This is a genomic window from Mycobacterium parascrofulaceum ATCC BAA-614 (assembly GCF_000164135.1).
In the GTDB taxonomy this organism is placed as follows: Bacteria; Actinomycetota; Actinomycetes; order Mycobacteriales; family Mycobacteriaceae; genus Mycobacterium; species Mycobacterium parascrofulaceum.
Genome location: NZ_GG770555.1, coordinates 280,140 through 302,586 on the forward strand (window position 1 = coordinate 280,140; position 22,447 = coordinate 302,586).

A 22,447-nucleotide genomic window follows, 5' to 3' on the forward strand; every position below is an offset into this window, starting at 1 on the left:
TCGAGGCGCCCACGGTCGCCGAGCTCGCGCCGTTGGTCGGCGGGGACGCGCGGGCCGGCTGGATCCGCTGGTGGCCGCGGAGCGGCCCGCGGTCATTCCGTTGTCGTTCGCGCAGAACCGGTTGTGGTTCATCGACCAGTTCCAGGGCCCGTCGCCGGTCTACAACATCGCGGTGGCCTTGCGGCTGCGCGGGCGCGTCGACACCGGCGCGTTCGGCGCGGCGCTCGCCGACGTGGTGGGCCGCCACGAAAGCCTGCGCACGGTGTTCGCGTCGGCCGACGGGATACCGCAGCAGGTGGTGCTTCCCCCGGAACGCGCCCGCCTGGGCTTCGGCACCGTCGATGCCCGCGGGTGGACCGAAGGCCGGCTGCGCGAAGCCATGGACGCGGCGGCCGGTCACACTTTCGACCTGGCCAACGAAATCCCCATCCACGCAGAGCTTTTCACCACCGACGACGACGAGCACGTGCTGGTCGCCGTGGTGCACCACATCGCCGCGGACGGCTGGTCGATCGCCCCGCTGGCGCGTGACCTGGGGGTGGCGTACGCCAGCCGCTGCGCGGGCCGGGAGCCCGACTGGGCCCCGCTGTCGGTGCAGTACGTCGACTTCACGCTGTGGCAGCGCGCGCAGTTCGGGGAGCTGGAGGACAGCGACAGCCGCATCGCCGCGCAGTTGGACTTCTGGGAAGAAACCCTGGCCGGGATGCCCGAACTGCTGCAGCTGCCCACCGATCGGCCCTACCCGCCGGTCGCCGACCACCGCGGCGCCCGGCTGGCCGTGGACTGGCCGACGGAGTTGCAGCAGCAGATCCGCCGGGTAGCGCGCGAGCACAACGCGACCAGCTTCATGGTCATCCAGGCCGCGTTCGCCGCGTTGCTCGCCAAGATCACCGCGAGCGACGACGTCGCCGTGGGCTTCCCGATCGCCGGGCGGCGCGACCCCGCACTCGACGAGCTGGTCGGGTTCTTCGTCAACACCCTGGTGTTGCGGGTGGACCTGAAAGAGCTCGGTGGGGATCCGACCTTCGCCGAACTGCTGGCCCAGGTGCGACGGCGCAGCCTGGCCGCCTTCGAGCACCAGGACGTGCCGTTCGAGTTCCTGGTGGACCGGCTGAACCCGACCCGCAGCCTCACCCATCACCCGCTGATCCAGGTGCTGCTGGGCTGGGAGAACTTCCCGGGCTACGACACCAACCCCACCGCCACGCTGGCCCTGGGCGACGTCCAGGCCACGCCGATGCCGGTGGAAACCCACACGGCGCGCATGGATTTGACGTTCTCGCTGGCCGACCGCTGGACCGAGGCCGGCCGGCACGCTGGCATCGGCGTCACCGCGGAATACCGCACCGACGTGTACGACGCGGACACCGTGGTGTCGTTGATCGAGCGGCTGCAGCGGCTGCTGGCGGCGGTCACCTCGGATCCGGCGCGGCGCCTGTCGACGGTCGACCTGCTGGACGCCGGTGAGCACGCCCGGCTGCAGCGGTGGGGTAACACGGGAGTGCTGGCTCGCCCGGCGACGCCGGTGTCGGTTCCGGCGCTGTTCGCCGCGCAGGCCGCCCGCACGCCCGACGCGGTGGCGCTGGTCTGCGACGGCCGATCGATGACATACCGGGAGCTCGACGAGGCGGCGAACCGGTTGGCGCACTTGATGATCCGGCACGGAGCCCGACCGGGCGAGCGGGTGGCGCTGCTGTTCCCGCGGTCGGCGCAGGCGATCGTGGCGATCGTCGCCGCGCTCAAATCCGGGGCCGCCTACCTGCCCATCGATCCGGCGCTGCCGGCGGCCCGGATGGAGTTCATGCTCACCGACGCCGCGCCGATCGCCGCGGTCACCACCGCCGCGCTGGCCGGCCGGCTGGACGGGTTCGACCTGGCCGTGATCGACGCCGACGACCCGGCCGTCGACGACCAGCCCGGCACGGCGCCACCGGGGCCGGGCCCCGACGACCTGGCGCACGTCATCTACACCTCCGGCACCACCGGCGTGCCCAAAGGCGTTGCGGTAACCCAACACAACGTCGCGCAGCTCTTCGATTCGCTGCGGATCGGCATCGAGCTGACGCCGGAACAGGTGTGGACGCAGTTCCACTCGTATGCCTTCGACTTCTCGGTGTGGGAGATCTGGGGCGCCCTGCTGCACGGTGGGCGCCTGGTCGTGGTGCCCGAGTCGGTGTCGCGCTCGCCCGAAGAGTTCCACGCGCTGCTGGTGCGGGAGGGCGCCACGGTGCTGACCCAGACGCCGTCGGCGGTGGGGTTGCTGCCCACCGACGGCCTGGACGCGACCGCGCTGGTGATCGGCGCGGAGCCCTGCCCGCCCGAACTGGTGGACCGCTGGGCCCCCGGCCGCGTGATGGTAAACGTCTACGGCCCAACCGAAACCACGATGTGGGCGTGCAAGAGCGCGCCGCTGGACGCCGGATCAGGCTTCCCGCCGATCGGCTCCCCGGTCACCCGGGCGGCGTTCTTCGTGCTGGACGAATGGCTGCGGCCGGTGCCGGCCGGGGTGGTCGGCGAGCTGTACCTGGCCGGCGACGGCGTCGGCGTCGGGTACTGGCGCCGATCCGCCCTGACCGCGTCGCGCTTCATGGCCTGCCCGTTCGGCGCACCCGGGACCCGCATGTACCGCACCGGCGACCTGGTGTGCTGGGGCACCGACGGGCAGCTGCGTTACCTGGGCCGCGCCGACGAGCAGGTCAAGATCCGCGGCTACCGCATCGAACTCGGCGAGATCCAGGCCGCCCTCAGCGCAGTGGACGGGGTCGAGCAGGCGGTGGTCGTCGCCCGTGAGGACCGCCCCGGCGACAAGCGCCTGGTGGGTTACGTCACCGGCACGGCCGACGCGGGCGCGGCCCGCGCCGCGGTGGCCGAGCGGCTCCCCGCCTACATGGTCCCGGCCGCGGTCGTCGTGTTGCCCGCGCTGCCCATGACCGTCAACGGAAAGCTCGACACCCGTGCCCTGCCCGCGCCGGACTACCGGGACACCGCCAACTACCGCGCCCCGGCCACCGCGACCGAGGAGATCCTGGCGGGCATCTTCGCCGACGTGCTCGGCGTCGAGCGCGTCGGCGCCGACGACTCCTTCTTCGACCTCGGCGGCGACTCACTGTCCACGATGCGGCTGATCTCGGCGGTCAACGCCGCGCTGGATACCGACCTCCCGGTGCGGGTCGTGTTCGAGGCGCCGACGGTCGCACAGCTGGCACCCCGCATCGACGAGGGCGCGGGCCGGCTGGCGCCGCTGGTGGCCGGCGAGCGCCCGGCGGTGATCCCGCTGTCGTTCGCCCAGAACCGGTTGTGGTTCATCCAGCAATTGCAGGGCCCGTCACCGGTTTACAACATGGCGGCCGCGCTGCGGTTGGGCGGGCCCCTCGACGCCGACGCGCTGCGGGCGGCGCTGGCCGACGTGGTCGGCCGCCACGAGAGCCTGCGCACGCTGTTCCCCGCGCGCGAGGGCACCCCCGAGCAGGTGGTGCTCGCCGCCGAGCGGGCCGATTTCGGTTGGGACGTGGTCGACGCCACCGGTCTCCCGGCCGGCGAACTGGACGGCGTCATCGCGGAGACCACCGCCCACACCTTCGACCTGGCGAGCGAAATCCCGCTACGGGCAAAGCTGTTCGCGCTCGACGAGCGGGAACACCTGCTGGTGATCGTGGTGCATCACATCGCGGCGGACGGCCTGTCGCTCACCCCGTTGGCCGCCGACCTCAGCGTGGCGTACGCCGCCCGGTCCGCCGGGCGGGCGCCCGGATGGGCCGACCTGCCGGTGCAGTACGTCGACTACACGCTGTGGCAGCGGGCGCAATTCGGCGACCTGGACGACAGCGAGAGCCCCATCGCCGCCCAGCTGGCCTACTGGGAAGAGGCCCTGGCCGGGATGCCCGAGCGGCTGGAACTGCCCACCGACCGCCCCTACCCGCCCGTCGCCGACCAGCGCGGCTCCAGCGTGGTCGTCGACTGGCCGGCCGAGCTGCAGCAGCAGGTCCGGCGCGTGGCCCGCGAACACAACGCGACCACCTTCATGGTGGTGCAGGCCGCCCTGGCCGTCCTGCTGTCGAAAGTCATTGCCAGCACGGATGTTTCGGTGGGCTTCCCGATCGCCGGCCGGCGCGACCGCGCTCTCGACCAGCTGGTCGGCTTCTTCGTCAACACCCTGGTCCTGCGGGTCGACCTCGGCGGCAACCCCAGCCTCGCCGAACTGCTGGGCCGGGTCCAGGCACGCAGCCTGGAGGCCTTCGAACACCAGGACGTGCCGTTCGAGCTGCTGGTGGAGCGGCTCAACCCGGTCCGGAGCCTGACCCACCACCCGCTGGTGCAGGTGATGTTGGCCTGGCAGAACTTCGCCGGGCACGACGACCCGGCCGCCGGCTTGGCGCTGGGCGACCTCGAGGTCAGCTCCGTGCCCGTCGACACCCAATCGGCCCGCATGGATTTGGTGTTCTCGCTGGCCGAGCGCTGGACCGAAACCGGCGAGGCCGCCGGCATCGGCGGGCGGGTGGAGTTCCGCACCGATGTGTTCGACGCGGACACCGTCGAGGCGTTGATCGGCCGGCTGCGGCGGGTGCTGGCGGCGCTGACCGCCGACCCCGGCCAGGCGTTGTCCTCGGTCGACCTGCTCGACGACGGGGAACGCGCACGCCTGGAAGGGTTTGGCAATCAAGCGGTTCTGACCGACCCGCCGTCAACGTCCGTGTCGGTGCCGTCGTTGTTTGCCGCGCGGGTGGCTGAGGCGCCGGGGGCGGTGGCGCTGACGTGTGGTGGCTTGTCGGTGACGTATCGCGAGTTGGATGTGGCGTCGAATCGGTTGGCGCATCATCTGGTTTCTCGGGGTGTGGGGCCGGGTCAGACTGTGGCGTTGTTGTTTTCGCGGTCGGCCGAGGCGGTCGCGGCGATGATGGCGGTGCTCAAGACGGGGGCGGCGTATCTGCCGATCGATCCTTCGTCGCCGGATGCGCGGATCGGGTTCGTGCTCGGTGATGCCGAGCCGGTGGTCGCGCTCAGTACCGCGGCGTTGGCCGGGCGGCTCGACGGGCATGCGGTGGTGGTGATCGATGTCGATGATGCGGGTATCGACGCCGAGCCCGATATCGGGTTGCCCGAGCCTGACGCTGAGGGTTTGGCGTATGTGATTTACACCTCGGGGACCACGGGTGTGCCCAAAGGTGTTGGGGTGACGCATCGCAACGTGACGGCGTTGCTGGGTGCGTTGGGTGCGGGTTTGCCGGTGCCGGGGGTGTGGTCGCATGCGCATTCGCTGGCTTTCGATGTGTCGGTGTGGGAGATTTTCGCGCCGTTGTTGCGGGGTGGGCGGTTGGTGATCGTCGATGAGGACACCGCGCGAGCGCCCGAGGAGTTGCGCGCGGTGCTGATCGGCGAGCGGGTGTCGGTGTTGACCCAGACGCCGTCGGCGATTGCGATGCTCGATCCCGGCGGGCTCGATGAGGTGGCGGTGGTGTTGGCCGGCGAGGCGTGTCCGGCTGAGGTGGTGGATCGCTGGGCGCCGGGGCGGGTGCTGGTCAATGCTTATGGGCCGACCGAGACCACGATGTGTGTGGCGATCAGCGCCCCGCTGGGGCCGGGTTCGGGGGTGCCGCCGATCGGGTCCCCGGTGCCCGGGGCGGGGTTGTTGGTGCTCGATGGTTGGTTGCGGCCGGTGCCGCCCGGGGTGGTCGGGGAGTTGTATGTGGCCGGGGCCGGGGTCGCGGCGGGGTATCTGGGTCGGGCCGGGTTGACCGGGTCGCGGTTTGTGGCGTGTCCGTTCGGGGCGGCGGGGCTGCGGATGTATCGGACCGGGGATTTGGCGTGTTGGGGTGCTGATGGGCAGTTGCGGTATCTGGGGCGTGCCGATGAGCAGGTCAAGATCCGTGGGTATCGCATCGAGTTGGGGGAGATCCAGGCCGCGTTGAGTGCGTTGGCTGGGGTGGAGCAGGCGGTGGTGATCGCGCGTGAGGATCGCCCCGGGGATAAGCGGCTGGTGGGTTATGTCACCGGTGGCGCCGACGTCGAGGTGTTGCGCGCCCAGTTGTCGGCGCGGTTGCCGGGGTTCATGGTGCCCACGGCGATCGTGGGCCTGGACCGGGTGCCGCTGACCGCCAACGGCAAGCTGGACATTCGCGCGCTGCCGGCCCCGGACTACAGCAGCGGCGACTACCACGCCCCCCAAACCCCCACCGAAGAAATCCTGGCCGCCATCTTCGCCGACGTCCTGGGCCTCGACCGCGTCAGCACCGACGACTCCTTCTTCGAACTCGGCGGCGAAAGTATCTCGGCGATGGGCCTGATCGCCGCCGTCAACACCAACCTGAACGCCGGCCTCCAAGTCCGCGTCGTGTTCGAGGCGCCCACGGTCGCGCAGCTCGCGCTGCGGATCGGGGAGGGCGGCGGCGGCCTGGAGCCGTTGGTGGCCGCCGACCGGCCCGCCGTGGTGCCGTTGTCGTTCGCGCAGAACCGGTTGTGGTTCCTCGACCAATTGCAAGGCCCGTCACCGGTTTACAACATGGCGGCCGCGCTGCGGCTGCGCGGCCGGCTCGACGCCGACGCGCTCGGCGCGGCGCTGGCCGACGTGGTGGCCCGCCACGAGAGCTTGCGCACCCTGATCGCGGCGCCCGAGGGCACGCCACAGCAGCTGGTCACCCCCGTCGAACAGGCCGACTTCGGCTGGGAGATCGTCGACGCCACCGCCTGGTCGGCCGGCCAGCTCGACGAGGCCATCGGCGACGCCGCGCGGTACACCTTCGACCTCGCGGCCGAAATCCCGCTGCGCGCTGAGCTTTTCCGCGTCGACGAGGACGAACACGTGCTGGTGGCCGTGGTCCACCACATCGCCGCCGACGGGATGTCGATCACCCCGCTGGTGCGCGATCTCGGCATGGCCTATGCCAGCCGCTGCGCCGGGCAGGCCCCCGGCTGGGCGCCGCTGGAGGTGCAATACGTCGATTACACGCTGTGGCAGCGCGCACAGTTCGGCGACCTGGACGACCGCGAGAGCCCCATCGCCGCCCAGCTGGCCTACTGGGAAGAAGCCCTGGCCGGGATGCCCGACCGGGTGCAACTGCCCGCCGACCGGCCCTACCCGCTGGTGGCCGACCAGCGCGGCGCCACCGTCGAAATCGCCTGGCCCGCCGAACTGCAGCAGCGGGTCGGCGCGCTCGCCCGCAAGCACAACGCCACCAGCTTCATGGTGGTGCAGAGCGCGCTGGCGGTGCTGCTGTCCAAGATCAGCGCCAGTTCCGATGTGGCGGTGGGCTTCCCGATCGCCGGGCGGCGCGACCCCGCGCTCGACGAGCTGGTCGGGTTCTTCGTCAACACCCTGGTGTTGCGCGTCGACGTGACCGGCGACCCGACCTTCACCGACCTGCTGGCCCAGGTGCGCCAGCGCAGCCTGGCCGCGTACGAAAACCAGGACGTGCCGTTCGAGGTGCTCGTCGAGCGGCTCAACCCGGCCCGAAGCCTGACCCACCACCCCCTCGTCCAGGTGATGCTGGCGTGGCAGAACTTCGCCGGACAGGACGCCGGCCCGGTCGCCGGCCTGTCCCTGGGCGACGTGGAGATCGCGCCGATACCCGTGGACACCCAGACCGCCCGCATGGACCTGACCTTCTCGCTGGCCGAGCGCTGGAGCGAGGCCGGGGAGCCCGCCGGGATCGGCGGGACCGTCGAATTCCGCACCGACGTCTTCGACGCGGACAGCATCGCCGCGCTCGTCGCGCGGCTGCAGCGGGTCCTGACGGCAATGACCGTCGACCCCGCCCGGCCGCTGTCCTCGCTGGATCTGCTCGACGAGGCCGAGCACGCCCACCTCGACCGGATCGGGAACCGGGCGGTGCTCACGGCGCCGGCGGCCGCGCCGGTATCCATCCCGGCGCTGTTCGCCGCGCAGGTGGCCCGCACGCCGGAGGCGGTGGCCCTCGCGTGCGCCGGCCGGTCGATGACCTACCGCGAGCTGGACGAGGCCGCGAACCGGTTGGCGGGCGTGCTGGCCGGCCGCGGGGCCGGCCCGGGAGAGTCCGTGGCCCTGCTGTTCTCCCGTTCGGCCGAGGCCATCGTGGCGATCCTGGCGGTCCTCAAGTCCGGGGCGGCCTACCTGCCGATCGACCCGGCGCTGCCGGAGTCCCGGATCGGCTTCGTGCTCTCCGACGCCGCGCCGCTGGCCGTCGTCACCACCGCCGACCTGGCCGACCGGCTGATCGGCCACGACGTGCCCGTCATCGACGTCGGCGACATCGACACCGCCCGCGCTGCGGCGCTCACGGCACCGGGGCCGGAGGACATCGCCTACCTCATCTACACGTCGGGCACCACCGGTGTCCCCAAGGGCGTCGCGGTCACCCACCGGAACGCGACCCAGCTGCTGGCGCGCATGGACGCCGGCCTGCCGCGCGCCGGGGTGTGGTCGCAATGGCATTCCCTGGCCTTCGACGTCTCGGTCCACGAGATCTTCGGCGCGCTCCTGCACGGCGGGCGGCTGGTCGTGGTGCCCGAAACCGTGGCGCGCTCGCCCGAAGACTGCCACGCGCTGCTGGTCGCCGAAGGGGTCAGCGTGCTGAGCCAGACGCCGTCGGCGGCCGCGATGCTGCCGCCCGAGGGGCTGGACTCCGTCGCCCTGGTGGTGGCGGGCGAAGCGTGTCCGGCCGAGCTGGTCGACCGCTGGGGTCCGGACCGGGCGATGATCAACGCCTACGGCCCGACCGAGGCCACCGTCTACGCGGCGGTCAGCGAGCCGCTCACGGCGGAGTCCGTCGAATCCGGTGTGGTGCCGATCGGATCACCGGTGCCCGGGAACGCGTTGTTCGTGCTCGACGGGCGGCTGCGGCCGGTGCCGGCCGGCGTGGTCGGCGAGCTGTACGTGGCCGGTGCCGGGGTGGCCTGCGGATACTGGCGGCGCGCGGGGCTCACCGCGGCACGGTTCGTGGCGTGCCCCTTCGGTGGCGCCGGCACCCGCATGTACCGCACCGGCGACCTGGTGCGCTGGCGCGCCGACGGACAGCTGGACTACCTGGGCCGCGCCGACGAGCAGGTCAAGATCCGCGGGTACCGCATCGAGCTCGGCGAGGTGCGGGCCGCGCTGGCCTGGCTGGACGGAGTGGAGCAGGCGGTGGTCGTCGCCCGCGAGGACCGCCCCGGTGACAAGCGCCTGGTCGCCTACATCACCGGAACGGCCGACCCGGCCGGGGCCCGCGCCGCACTGGCCGAGCGGTTGCCCGCGTACATGATCCCCACCGCCGTGGTGACGCTCGACGCGCTGCCGCTCACGCCGAACGGCAAACTCGACACCCGCGCCCTGCCCGCACCGGAATACTCCGACGCCGACCAGTACCGCGCCCCGGACAACGCCGTCGAGGAGATCCTCGCCGGCATCTACGCCCAGGTGCTGGGGCTCGACCGGGTCGGGGTCGACGACTCCTTCTTCGACCTCGGCGGCGACAGCATCTCGTCGATGCAGGTGGTCACGCGGGCCCGCGCCGCCGGGCTGATCTGCCGGACCCGCGACATCTTCGTCGAGCAGACCGTCGCCCGGCTGGCCCGCGTAGCCGAGGTGGCCGACGCGGCGGCCGACGTGGCCGACGAGGGCGTCGGGCCGGTCGCGGCCACCCCGATCATGCGCTGGCTGCGCGACGTGGCCGGGCCGGTCGACCAGTTCAACCAGGCCATGCTGGTGCAGGCCCCCGCCGGGGCCGGCGAGGCCGACGCGCTGGCGGTGCTGCAGGCCCTGCTCGACCGGCACGGCATGCTGCGCCTGCGCGTGGACGACGCCGGCGGCGACTGGTCGCTCACGGTGCCCGAGGCGGGCTCCGTGGACGCCCGCGACTGCCTGCACACCGTGGGCGAGCTGACCGACGCGGCGGTCGCCGAGGCCCGCTCGCGGCTGAACCCGGCGGCCGGAGCCATGCTCAGCGCCCTGTGGGCCGGCTCCACCGGCCAGTTGGTGGTGATCATCCACCACCTCGCCGTCGACGGCGTGTCCTGGCGAATCCTGTTGGAAGACTTGAACATCGCATGGGCACAGCACCGGGCGGGCCAGCCGGTGGCGTTGCCCGCGGCGGGCACGTCCTTCGCCCGGTGGGCGTCCCGGCTGGCCGAGCGCGCGAGCCACCCCGACGTCGTCGACCAGCTGGACGCCTGGCAGCGGGTGGCGGCGACCCCCGCCGCGCTCCCCGCGGTGCGCCCCGAGACGGACACCTTCGCCACCGCCGGACACCTCTCGGCGGAGCTCGACCCCGAGACCACCGGCATGCTGCTCGGCGCGGTGCCGGCCGCCTTCCACGCCGGCGTCCAGGACATCCTGCTCATCGCGTTCGCCCTGGCGGTGGCGGAATTTTTGGGCACCGGCGGCGCGCCGATCGGCATCGACGTCGAGTCCCACGGCCGCGACGAAGAGCTCGGCCGCGACCTCGACCTGTCGCGCACCGTGGGATGGTTCACCGCCAAATATCCGGCATCGTTGACGCCGGCCGAGCTGCGCTGGGCGCAAGTGGTTTCCGGCGACACGTCCCTGGGCGCGGCCCTCAAGGACGCCAAGGAACAGCTGCGCGCCCTCCCGGACCCGCTGGGCTACGGGCTGCTGCGCCACCTGGCCCACGCGACCGGCCTCGACGCCGCCGACCCGCCTATCGGGTTCAATTACCTTGGGCGCCAAGGCGGCTCGGCCGAGCTCACCGACGAGATGTGGCGACCGGTGCAGGACGCCGTCACCGCCGCCGCCGCGGCCATCCCCATGCCGCTGATGCACACCCTCGAGCTCAACGCGGCCACCGTCGACACCGCGGACGGCCCGCGCCTGCACGCCAATTGGACGTGGGCGCCCTCCGCCCTGGACGAGGACCTGGTCCGCCGGCTGAGCCGGTTGTGGTTCGAGGCGCTGGCCGGCATCTGCGCCCACGTGCGCTCCGGCGGCGGCGGACTGACCCCGTCGGACATCGCGCCCGCCCGCCTGAGCCAGCAGCAGATCGACCGGCTGCAACGGCAACACCGCATCGCCGACGTGCTGCCGCTGACCCCGGTGCAGCAGGGGCTCCTCTTCCACGCCCACACCGTGCGCGGCGGCCGCGAGGACGCCACCGACCTCTACGCGGGACAACTCGACATCGGCGTCACCGGGCCGCTGGACCCCGACCGCCTGCGCGAGGCCGTGCACGCGGTCGTGAAGCGCCACCCGAACCTGGTGGCCCGCTTCTTCGACCAGTTCGACGAGCCGGTGCAAGTGATCACGGCCGACCCCGCGCCCGCCTGGCAGTACCTCGAACTGGAGGACGGCCCCGGCGCCGACGAGCGCATCCGGCGGCTCTGCGCCGCCGAGCGCGCCGCCGTCTGCGACCTCGCCAACCAGCCGCCCTTCCGGGTCGCCTTGATCCGCACCGGAACCGACCGCCACCGGCTGGTGCTGACCAACCACCACGTCGTGCTCGACGGCTGGTCGATGCCCATCCTGCTCGGCGACATCTTCGCCGCTTACTACGGTCAGCGTTTGCCCGCCGCGGCGCCCTACCGCAGCTTCGTCAGCTGGCTGGCCGCCCGCGACCGCGACGCCGCGCGCGCCGCCTGGGGTGAGGTGTTCGCCGGTTTCGACGCCCCCGCCCTGGTCGGCCGCCAGGACCAACTGCGGCCGGGGGAGCAGGGCGTGCAGAGCTTCACGCTGCCCGCCGAACTCACCCGGGCCGCCGGCGAGCTGGCCCGCTCGTGCCACACCACCGTCAACACGGTGCTGCAGGCGGCCTACGCCCAACTGCTGTGCTGGCTGACCGGCCAGCACGACGTCGTGTTCGGCACCACCGTCTCGGGCAGGCCGGCCGAGATCCCCGGCGCGGAAACGATGGTCGGCCTGCTGATCAACACCGTGCCCGTGCGGGCCACCCTCACCCCGACGACCACGGCCGCCGAGCTGCTCGAGCAGCTGCAGCGCGCCCACAACCACACGCTCGATCACCAGCACCTGGCGCTCAACGAGATTCACCGGATCACCGGTCAGGACAAGCTGTTCGACACGCTGTTCGCCTACGAGAACTACCCGATCGACGCCGCCGCCCTGTCGGGCGACCACGAGCTGTCCATCACCGACATCGCCAGCCGGGAATCCACCCACTACCCGCTGACCATCCAGGCCCAGCCGGGACCCGAAATGCGTCTCCGCGTCGAACACGACACCGACGTGTTCGACGCCGACGCGGTCGCGACGCTGATCGACCGGCTGCGGCGGGTGCTGGACGCCATGACCACCGACCCCGGCCGACCGCTCTCGGCGACGGACGCGCTGGACGCCGCCGAGCATCGTCTGCTGGAGGAGATGGGTAATCGCGCGGTTCTGGCCCGGTCGTGGGTGCCGGTGTCGATTCCGGGGTTGTTCGCCGCGCAGGTGGTGCGGACTCCGGATGCGGTAGCGGTGTCGTGTGCGGGTGGGTCGTTGACGTATGGGGAGTTGGAGGAGTCGGCGAATCGGTTGGCGCATGTGCTGATCGAGCGGGGTGCGGGCCCCGGTGCGTCGGTGGCGGTGGTGTTGTCGCGGTCGACCGAGGCGATCGTGGCGATCCTGGCGGTCCTCAAGACCGGGGCGGCGTATCTGCCGATCGACCCGGCGTTGCCGGCGGCGCGGATCGAGTTCATGCTTTCCGACACCGCGCCGGTGGCCGCGCTGACCACCGCGGCGCTGGCCGAGAAGCTGGCCGGGTATGTGCTGCCGGTCATCGACGTGCACAGTCCGGCGCTGGCCGGGCAGCCGGCCACGGCGCCGGCGCCGGGGCCCGAGCCCGAGGATGTGGCGCACATCATTTACACGTCGGGCACCACGGGGGTGCCCAAGGGGGTGGCGGTCAGCCACGCCAATGTGACCCGGTTGTTCGACGCCCCTGAGGTCGGGGTGGTGTTGGGGTCGGGTCAGGTGTGGACCCAGTTCCATTCGTATGCCTTTGATTTCTCGGTGTGGGAGATCTGGGGGGCGTTGCTGCATGGGGGGCGGCTGGTGGTGGTGCCCGAGGCGGTGGCCCGCTCGCCCAAGGACTTCCATGCGCTGTTGGTGACCGAGCGGGTCACGGTGTTGAGTCAGACCCCGGCGGCGGTGCGGATGCTCTCGCCGCAGGGGTTGGAGGGCACGGCGTTGGTGATCGGCGCCGAACCGGTGCCGGCCGAGGTGGTGGACCGGTGGGCGCCGGGGCGGGTGATGGTCAACGTGTACGGGCCGACCGAGACCACGATTTTCGCCACGGCCAGCACACCGTTGGCGGCCAAGGGTGGGGCGCCGCCGACCGGGTCGGCGGTGCCCGGGACGGCGCTGTTTGTGCTCGATGGCTGGCTGCGGCCGACCCCGGTCGGGGTGGTCGGGGAGTTGTATGTGGCCGGGCGCGGGGTCGGCCTGGGTTATGTGCGCCGCGCGGGGTTGACCGGGTCGCGGTTTGTGGCGTGCCCGTTCGGGGCGCCGGGGGCCCGGATGTATCGCACCGGGGATTTGGTGTGCTGGGGGGCTGATGGGCAGCTGCGCTATGTGGGGCGTGCGGATGCGCAGGTCAAGATCCGCGGGTATCGCATCGAGATCGGCGAGATCCAATCGACGCTGGCCGCCCTGGATGGGGTCGAGCAGGCGGTGGTGGTGGTGCGTGAGGACCGCCCCGGCGACAAGCGCCTGGTCGGCTACCTGACCGGCAGTGCGGAGCCGGCCGCGCTGCGCGCCGCGCTGGCCGAGCGGCTGCCGGGCTACATGGTCCCCGCCGCGATCGTGGCGCTACCCGAACTGCCGATGACGGTCAACGGCAAACTCGACACCCGCGCGCTGCCCGCCCCCGAATACCACGGCACGGGATATCGCGCCCCGAGCACACCCACCGAGGAAATCCTGGCCGGCATCTACGCCCAAGTCCTCGGCGTCGACCGCGTCGGCATCGACCAATCCTTCTTCGACCTCGGCGGCGACAGCATTTCCGCGATGCGCCTGATCGCGGCCGTCAACACCGATCTCGACGAGTACCTCTCCGTGCGTGCCCTGTTCGAGGCACCCACGATCGCCCAGCTGGCACCGAGAATCGGTGAGGGCACCGGGCGGCTCGAGCCGCTGGTGGCCGGGCCTCGCCCCGCGGTCGTGCCGCTGTCGTTCGCCCAGAGCCGGCTGTGGTTCCTCGACCAATTGCAAGGCCCCTCACCGGTTTACAACATGGCCGCCGCGATGCGGCTGCGCGGCCGGCTCGACGCGCAAGCCCTCGGCGCGGCGCTGGCCGACGTCGTCGCCCGCCACGAAAGCCTGCGCACTGTCTTCGCCGCACCCGACGGAACCCCGCAGCAAGTGGTCGTCCCCGCGGAGCAAGCCGATTTCGGCTGGCGGGTGATCGACGCCGGCGGCTGGCCGGCGAGCCGGCTGGACGACGCCGTCAAGGCCGCCGCCCGCGACACGTTCGACCTGTCGACCGATATCCCGTTACGCGCCTGGCTGTTCCGCGTCGCCGACGACGAGCACGTGCTGGTGGCGGTGGTGCACCACATCGCCGCCGACGGCTGGTCGCTGCGGCCGCTGGCCGCCGACCTCGGCGTCGCCTACGCCAGCCGGTGCGCGGGCCAGAGCCCCGAGTGGGCCGAATTGCCCGTCCAGTACGTGGATTACACCCTGTGGCAACGCGACCAGTTCGGCGACCTGAAGGACAGCGACAGCCGCATCGCCGCGCAGCTGGCCTACTGGGAAGACGCCTTGGCCGGCATGCCCGAGCGGTTGCAGCTGCCCACCGATCGGCCCTACCCGCAGGTCGCCGACCAGCGCGGGGCCTCGGTCCCCATCGACTGGCCGGCGGACCTGCAGCAGCAGGTCGCCGCGGTGGCCCGCGAACACAACGCGACCAGCTTCATGGTGGTGCAGGCCGCCCTGGCCGTGCTGCTCTCCAAGGTCGGCGCGACTTCCGATGTGGCCGTGGGCTTCCCGATCGCCGGGCGCCGCGACCCCGCCCTCGACGACCTGGTCGGCTTCTTCGTCAACACCCTGGTGCTGCGTGTGGACGTGGCGGGCGACCCCACCTTCGCCGAGCTGCTGGACCGGGTGCGCACGCGCAGCCTGGAGGCCTTCGAGCACCAGGACGTGCCCTTCGAGGTGCTGGTGGAGCGGGTCAACCCGACCCGCAGCCTCACCCACCACCCGCTGATCCAGGTGATGCTGGCGTGGCAGAACTTCGGCGGGCAGGACAACGACGCCGCGACCGGGCTGGCGCTGGGCGACGTGCGGGTCAGCTCCATACCGCTGGACACCCAGGTCGCCCGCATGGACCTGACGTTCTCGCTGGCCGAGCGCTGGACCGAGGGCAACGAGCCCGGCGGCATCGGCGGGCGGGTGGAATTCCGCACCGACGTGTTCGACGCCGAGAGCATCGAGACGCTGGTCGAGCGGCTGCAGCGGGTGCTGGCGGCGATGACCACCGATCCCGCCCGCACCGTGTCGTCGGTCGACCTGCTCGACGCGGCGGAACGCGCCCGGCTGGAGGAGCTCGGCCACCGCGCCGCGCTCACCGCGCCGGCCGCCGAGCCCCTGTCCATCCCCGCAGCGTTCGCCGCCCAGGTGGCGCGCACGCCGGACGCGCCGGCGCTCGGCTGCGGCGCCCGGACCTGGACATACCGAGAGCTCGACGAGGCCGCCAACCGGTTGGCGCACCTGCTGGCCGGCCGCGGCGCCGGGCCCGGGCACACCGTGGCGTTGCTGTTCAACCGGTCGGCCGAGGCGATCGTGGCGATCCTGGCGGCGCTCAAGACGGGGGCGGCCTACCTGCCCGTCGACCCCGCGCACCCGGCGGCCCGCATCGGCTTCATGCTCGCCGACGCCGCGCCGGTCGCCGCGCTCACCACCGCCGACCTGGCCGACCGCCTGGACGAGCACGACGTCGCGGTCATCGACGTCGACGATCCGGCCGTCGAGACCCAGCCCGCCACCGCGTTGCCGGCCCCGAGCGCCGAGGACGTCGCCTACCTCATCTACACCTCGGGGACCACCGGTGTGCCCAAGGGCGTGGCGGTCAGCCACCGCAGCGTCACCGGGCTGATGGCGTCCGTGGACGCCCGCCTGCCGGACGCCGGGGTGTGGTCGCAGTGGCATTCCTACGGCTTCGACGTGTCGGTGTGGGAGATCTTCGGTGCGCTGCTGCGCGGTGGCCGCCTGGTGGTGGTCCCCGACGCGGTGGTCCGCTCCCCGGAGGACCTGCACGCGCTGCTCGTCGGCGAGGGCGTCAGCGTGCTCAGCCAAACCCCTTCCGCCGCAGCGATGTTGGACCCGGCGGGGCTGGAGTCGGCCGCACTGGTGGTCGCCGGCGAGGCCTGCCCGACCGACCTGGTGGACCGATGGGCGACGTCCGGGCGGGTGATGATCAACGCCTACGGCCCCACCGAGGCGACCGTGTACGCCGCCATCAGCGCGCCGCTGACCCCCGGGTCGGGCGTGGTGCCGATCGGCTCCCCGGTGGCCGGCGCGGCGTTGTTCGTGCTCGACGAGTACCTGCGGCCGGTGCCGCCCGGCGTGGTCGGCGAGCTGTACGTGGCCGGCGGCGGGCTGGCCCGCGGCTACTGGCGCCGTGCGGCGCTGACGGCGTCGCGCTTCGTCGCGTGCCCGTTCGGCGGGCCCGGCGACCGCATGTACCGCACCGGCGACCTGGTCTGCTGGGGCGCCGACGGGCAGCTGCAGTACCTGGGCCGGGCCGACGAGCAGGTCAAGATCCGCGGCTACCGCATCGAACTCGGCGAAATCCAGGCGGCGCTGGCCGAGCTGCGCGGGGTGCGGCAGGCGGCCGTCGTCGCCCGCGAGGACCGGCCGGGGGATAAGCGGCTGGTCGGCTACATCACCGGCAAGGCGGACCCCGCCGAGCTGCGCGCCCGGCTGGCCGACCGGCTGCCCGCGTACATGGTCCCGGTGGCCGTGGTGACGCTGGACGCGCTGCCCCTGACACCCAACGGCAAGCTCGACGCCCGCGCCCTGCCCGCCCCCGAATACTCCGACGCCGACCGCTACCGGGCGCCGGGCACCCCGGTCGAGGAGATCCTGGCCGGCATCTACGCCCAGGTGTTGGGCGTGGAGCGGATCGGGGTGGACGACTCGTTCTTCGACCTTGGCGGGGACAGCATTTCGTCGATGCAGGTGGTGACCCGGGCGCGCGCCGCCGGCCTGACCTGCAGGACGCGTGACATCTTCGTCGAGCAGACGGTGGCCCGGCTGGCCCGGGTGGTGGGCGTGGCCGACGGCGACGCCGACGCGACCGACGAGGGCACCGGCGCGCTGCCCGCGACGCCGATCATCCGGTGGCTGGAAGGCGTGGACGGCCCGGTCGAGGAGTTCAACCAGACGATGGTCGTGGCGGCGCCCGCCGGGGTGACCGAGGCCGACGTGGTGGCCGTGTTGCAGGCCCTGCTGGACCGCCACGCCATGCTCCGGCTGCGCCTGGACGACGGCGCCGACGGCTGGGCGCTGACGGTGCCCGAGGCGGGCTCGGTGGACGCCGCCGAACGCCTGCGGACCGTGGACGACCTGTCCGAAGCGGCGGTACTCGCGGCGCGGTCCCGGCTGGACCCGGCCCGCGGGGTGATGCTCAGCGCGCTGTGGGCGGCCGGGACCGGTCAGCTGGTGCTGATCATTCACCACCTGGCCGTCGACGGGGTGTCCTGGCGAATCCTGTTGGAGGACTTGAACATCGCCTGGGCCCAGCACCGCGGGGGGCAGCCGGTGGCGCTGCCGCCGGGCGGCACGTCGTTCGCCCGCTGGGCCGCCCTGCTGGCCGAGCACGCGCACGCCCCGGACGTCGCCGGACAGGCCGGCGCCTGGAAGCGGATCGCCGCGACCCCGCCCGCACTGCCGGCCGTGCGGCCCGAGATCGACACCTACGAGACCGCCGAACACCTCTCGGTGCAGCTCGACGTCGAGACCACCCGCACCCTGCTCGGCGAGGCGCCCGCGGCGTTCCACGCCGGGATCAACGACATCCTGCTGATCGGTTACGCCCTGGCCTGGGCCGAGTTCCTGGAAACGGGCGACGCGCCGGTGGGCATCGACGTGGAGGGCCACGGCCGCCACGAGGAGCTGGGCGCCGGGGTGGACCTGTCGCGCACCGTCGGCTGGTTCACCACCAAATACCCGGTGGCCCTGAGCGTCGCTGAAATGCCTTGGGCGCAGGTGCTTTCCGGCGATCCGGCGCTGGGGGCGGCGCTCAAGGCCGCCAAAGAACAGCTGCGGGCGCTGCCCGATCCGCTGACCTACGGGCTGCTGCGCTACCTCAACGCCGACGTCGACCTCGACGGCGCCGACCCCACCATCGGCTTCAACTACCTGGGCCGGTTGGGCGGCGCGGCGGCCGAGATGTCGGACGAGTTGTGGCGCATTTCCCGCGACGGCTCGTCGACCACCGCCACCAGCACCGCGGTGCCCATGCCGCTGATGCACACCGTGGACCTCAACGCCGGCACCGCCGACACCGAGGAAGGCCCGCGGCTGCACGCCAACTGGACGTGGGCCCCCTCGGCGCTGGACCGCGAGCAGGTCACCCGGCTGAGCCGGCTGTGGTTCGAGGCGCTGGCCGGCATCTGCGCCCACGTGCGCTCCGGCGGCGGCGGGTTGACCCCGTCGGACGTCCTGCCGGCCCGGCTGACCCAGCGGCAGATCGACGAGCTCGAGCGGCGGACCGGCATCGCCGACATCCTGCCGTTGACCCCCCTGCAGGAGGGGCTGCTCTTCCACGCCACCACCACCCGGGGCGGCCAGGATTCCGGCGACCTGTACGTGGTGCAGCTCGACATGAGCGTCAGCGGCCCGCTGGACCGGGACCGGCTGCGCGATGCGGTGCAGGCGGTGGTCGACCGGCATCCCCACCTCGTCGCCCAATTCTGCGACCAGTTCGACGAGCCGGTGCAGATCATCCCCGCGGACCCCGTGATGGCGTGGCGGTACGTCGAGCTCGACGGCGGCACCGACCCCGACGAGCGGATCCGGGAGCTGTGCGCGGCCGAGCGCGCCGCGGTGTGCGACCTGGCCGACCGGCCCGCGTTCCGGGTGGCGATGGTCCGCACCGCGGAGAACCGGCACCGGCTGGTGCTCACCATTCACCACGTCGTGCTGGACGGCTGGTCGGTGCCCATCCTGGTGAACGAGACGTTCGCCAGCCTCACCGGGCAGCGGCTGGCTCCGGCCCCGCCGTATCGCAACTTCGTCACCTGGCTGGCCGACCGCGACCTCGATGCCGCGCGGGCGGCGTGGGGCGAGGTGCTCGCCGGCTTCGACACCCCGTCGCTGGTCGGGCCGCCGCACGCAATGCAGCCGGCGGCGCGCGGCCTCACGACGGTCGCGGTGTCGGCCGAGACCACCCGCGCGCTCGGCGAACTGGCGCGGTCCTGCCAGACCACCGTGAGCACCGTGCTGCAGGCGGCCTGGGCGCAGCTGCTGACCTGGCTGACGGGCAACTACGACGTCGCGTTCGGGACGACAGTCTCCGGCCGGTCGGCCGAGGTCGCCGGCGCCGAGTCGATGGTGGGCCTGCTGATCAACACGATCCCGGTGCGCGCCCGCATCACCCCGGCGACCAGCACCGCCGATCTGCTGGACCAGCTGCAGAGCGCCCACAACGACACGCTCGAGCACGAGCACCTGTCGCTGAGCGAAATCCACCGGATCACCGGCCACGAGAAGCTGTTCGACACGCTGTTCGCCTACGAGAACTATCCGCTGGAAACGTCCGCGATGGCGGTCAACCACGAGCTGTCCATCACCGACTTCAACGTGTTCGAACGCAACCACTACCCGCTGACGATGCAAGCCGCCCTCTCCGGCGACCGCATCGGCCTGCGGGTGGAATACGACGCCGGCCTCTTCGACGAGCACACCGTCGAGGCGCTCACCAAGCGGCTGGAGCGGGTGCTGGTCGCGATGACCGCCGACCCGGCCCGGCGGCTCTCGTCGGTCGACCTGCTCGACGGGGCGGAGCACGCCCGCCTCGACGACGTCGGCCACCGGGCGGTGCTGAGCCGCCCGGCGCCCGACCCGGTCTCGATCACGGATATGTTCGCCGACCAGGTCGCGCGCCGCCCGGATGCGCCGGCGATCGGCTGGGCCGACCTGTCGATGACCTACCGGGAGCTGGACGAGGCGGCCAACCGGCTGGCGCACCTGCTGGCCGCCGAGGGCGCGGGCCCCGGAACGTCCGTGGCGCTGCTGTTCTCGCGGTCGGCGCAGGCGATCGTGGCGATCCTCGCCGTGCTCAAGACTGGGGCGGCGTACCTGCCGATCGACCCCGCCGCCCCGGGCGCCCGGATCCGGTTCATGCTCGCCGACGCCGCGCCGGTCGCCGCGGTCACCACCGCGGGACTGCGGTCGCGGCTGGACGAGAGCGACGTCCGGGTCATCGACATCGAGGACCCGCGGATCGACCGCCAGCCGCCGACCGCGCTGCCGGCACCCGAGGCCGACGGCGTCGCGTACCTCATCTACACGTCGGGGACGACCGGCGCGCCCAAGGGCGTCGCGGTCACCCACCGCAACGTGACCCGGCTGATCGGCTCGCTCGACGCCGGCCTCCCGGCCCCCGGCGTGTGGACCCAGTGCCACTCGTACGCCTTCGACGTGTCGGTGTGGGAGATCTTCGCCCCGCTGCTGCGCGGCGGGCGCGTCGTGGTGGTTCCGGAGGCCGTGGTGCGCTCACCCCAGGACTTCCGCGCCCTGCTGCTCGACGAGGGGGTCAGCGTGTTGACCCAGACCCCGTCGGCGGTGGCGATGCTGGACCCGGCCGGGCTGGACTCGGTGTCGCTGGTGATGGCCGGGGAGGCCTGCCCGCCCGAGGTCGTCGATCGCTTCGCGCCCGGCCGGGTGATGGTCAACGCCTACGGCCCGACCGAGACCACGATGTGCGTGGCGATCAGCGCGCCGCTCGCGGCCGGCTCGGGCACCCCGCCGATCGGCTCACCGGTGCCCGGCGCGGCGTTGTTCGTGCTCGACGGCTGGTTGCGGCCGGTGGCGCCCGGGGTCGTCGGCGAGCTGTACGTGGCCGGCAGCGGCGTGGCCGCGGGCTACCTGGGACGCGCCGGCCTGACCGGGTCCCGGTTCGTGGCCTGCCCGTTCGGCGAGCCCGGCGCGCGCATGTACCGCACCGGCGACCTGGTGTTCTGGGGCGCCGACGGCCAACTGGTGTACGTGGGCCGGGCCGACGAGCAGGTCAAGATCCGCGGCTACCGCATCGAACTGGGCGAGGTCCAGGCCGCGCTGGCCCGGCTGGACGGCGTCGACCAGGCCGTCGTGATCGCCCGCGAGGACCGCCCCGGCGACAAACGCCTGGTCGGCTACATCACCGGCACGGCCGACCCCGCCGAGGCGCGCACCGCGCTGGCCGGACGGCTACCCGTCTACATGGTTCCGGCGGCCGTGCTCGGACTCGACGCGCTGCCGCTGACCCCCAACGGCAAACTCGACACCCGCGCCCTGCCGGCGCCGGAATACACCGGCCGCGGGTACCGGGCCCCGTCCAACGCGACCGAGGAAATCCTGGCCGGCCTGTTCGCCCAGGTGCTCGGCGCCGACCGGGTGGGCGTCGACGACTCGTTCTTCGACCTCGGCGGTGACAGCATCTCCGCGATGCGCCTGATCGCCACGATCAACGCCCACCTGGCCGTCGACCTCGCGGTGCGCACGCTGTTCGACGCGCCCACGGTGCGGGACCTGAGCCAACGACTGGGCACCGACACGACGTCGCCCGAGGAGATCGTCCCCATCCAGACGCTGAAGCGCGGCGCCGGCATCCCGGTGTTCTGCCTCCACCCGGCGGGCGGAGTGAGCTGGCCCTATCAGGTGCTCGGCACGTACCTGGACTGCCCGCTCGTCGGGATCCAGCAGGCCCTGGCCGACGGCGAACCCGAGCCGCGGTCGATCCGCGAGATGGCGCAGAACTACGCCGACCGGATCCAGGCGATCTACCCCTCGGGCCCCTACAACCTGCTCGGCTGGTCGTTCGGCGGGGTGGTGGCCCACGATGTCGCGGTCGAGCTGCAGCGCCGCGGATGCGTGGTCTCGCGCCTGATCCTGCTCGACGCCCAACCCGTCATGGACGGCGAGGTCGACGGAGCCGCCCTGCCGGACGGCGCCCTGGGCGCCGAACCCGGGGCCTCGCGATCCGAGCGGCTTCTCGAGCTGGTCGCCGGGAACGCGCGCGACAACGTCGCGCGGTACCGCAGTCACGAGCCGGGCGTCTTCCGTGGGGACATCACCGTCTTCTCGGCCGGCCGCGACGAAGACGAGCGCGGGGCATTTTTGGTGCGCTCCTGGCGGCCCTACGTCTCCGGCGACGTCCTCGCGTATGCGGTGGACTGCGCGCACGACGACATGCTGACCAACGACGCCGTGGGCCTGTACGGACAACGGCTCAGGCACCTGCTCGTCCTCGCCGAGCGCCGGCTGGAACTGGCCCACGGTGGCCCGCACGCGCCGCGGGACGGGAAGCTGCCCGGGGAGCGCGCCGGATAACGGCCGCGCTCA

General features: G+C 72.5%; 1 protein-coding gene. It reads left to right on the top strand.

Features of this window, described 5'->3' with window-relative positions; genetic code table 11:
• Positions 1-70 precede the first annotated feature (70 nt).
• Positions 71-22,435 (top strand): non-ribosomal peptide synthase/polyketide synthase, encoded by a 22,365-nt coding sequence (locus HMPREF0591_RS16935; RefSeq protein WP_007169839.1) that lies wholly within the window; start codon positions 71-73, stop codon positions 22,433-22,435.
• The last annotated feature ends 12 nt before the right edge of the window (positions 22,436-22,447 follow it).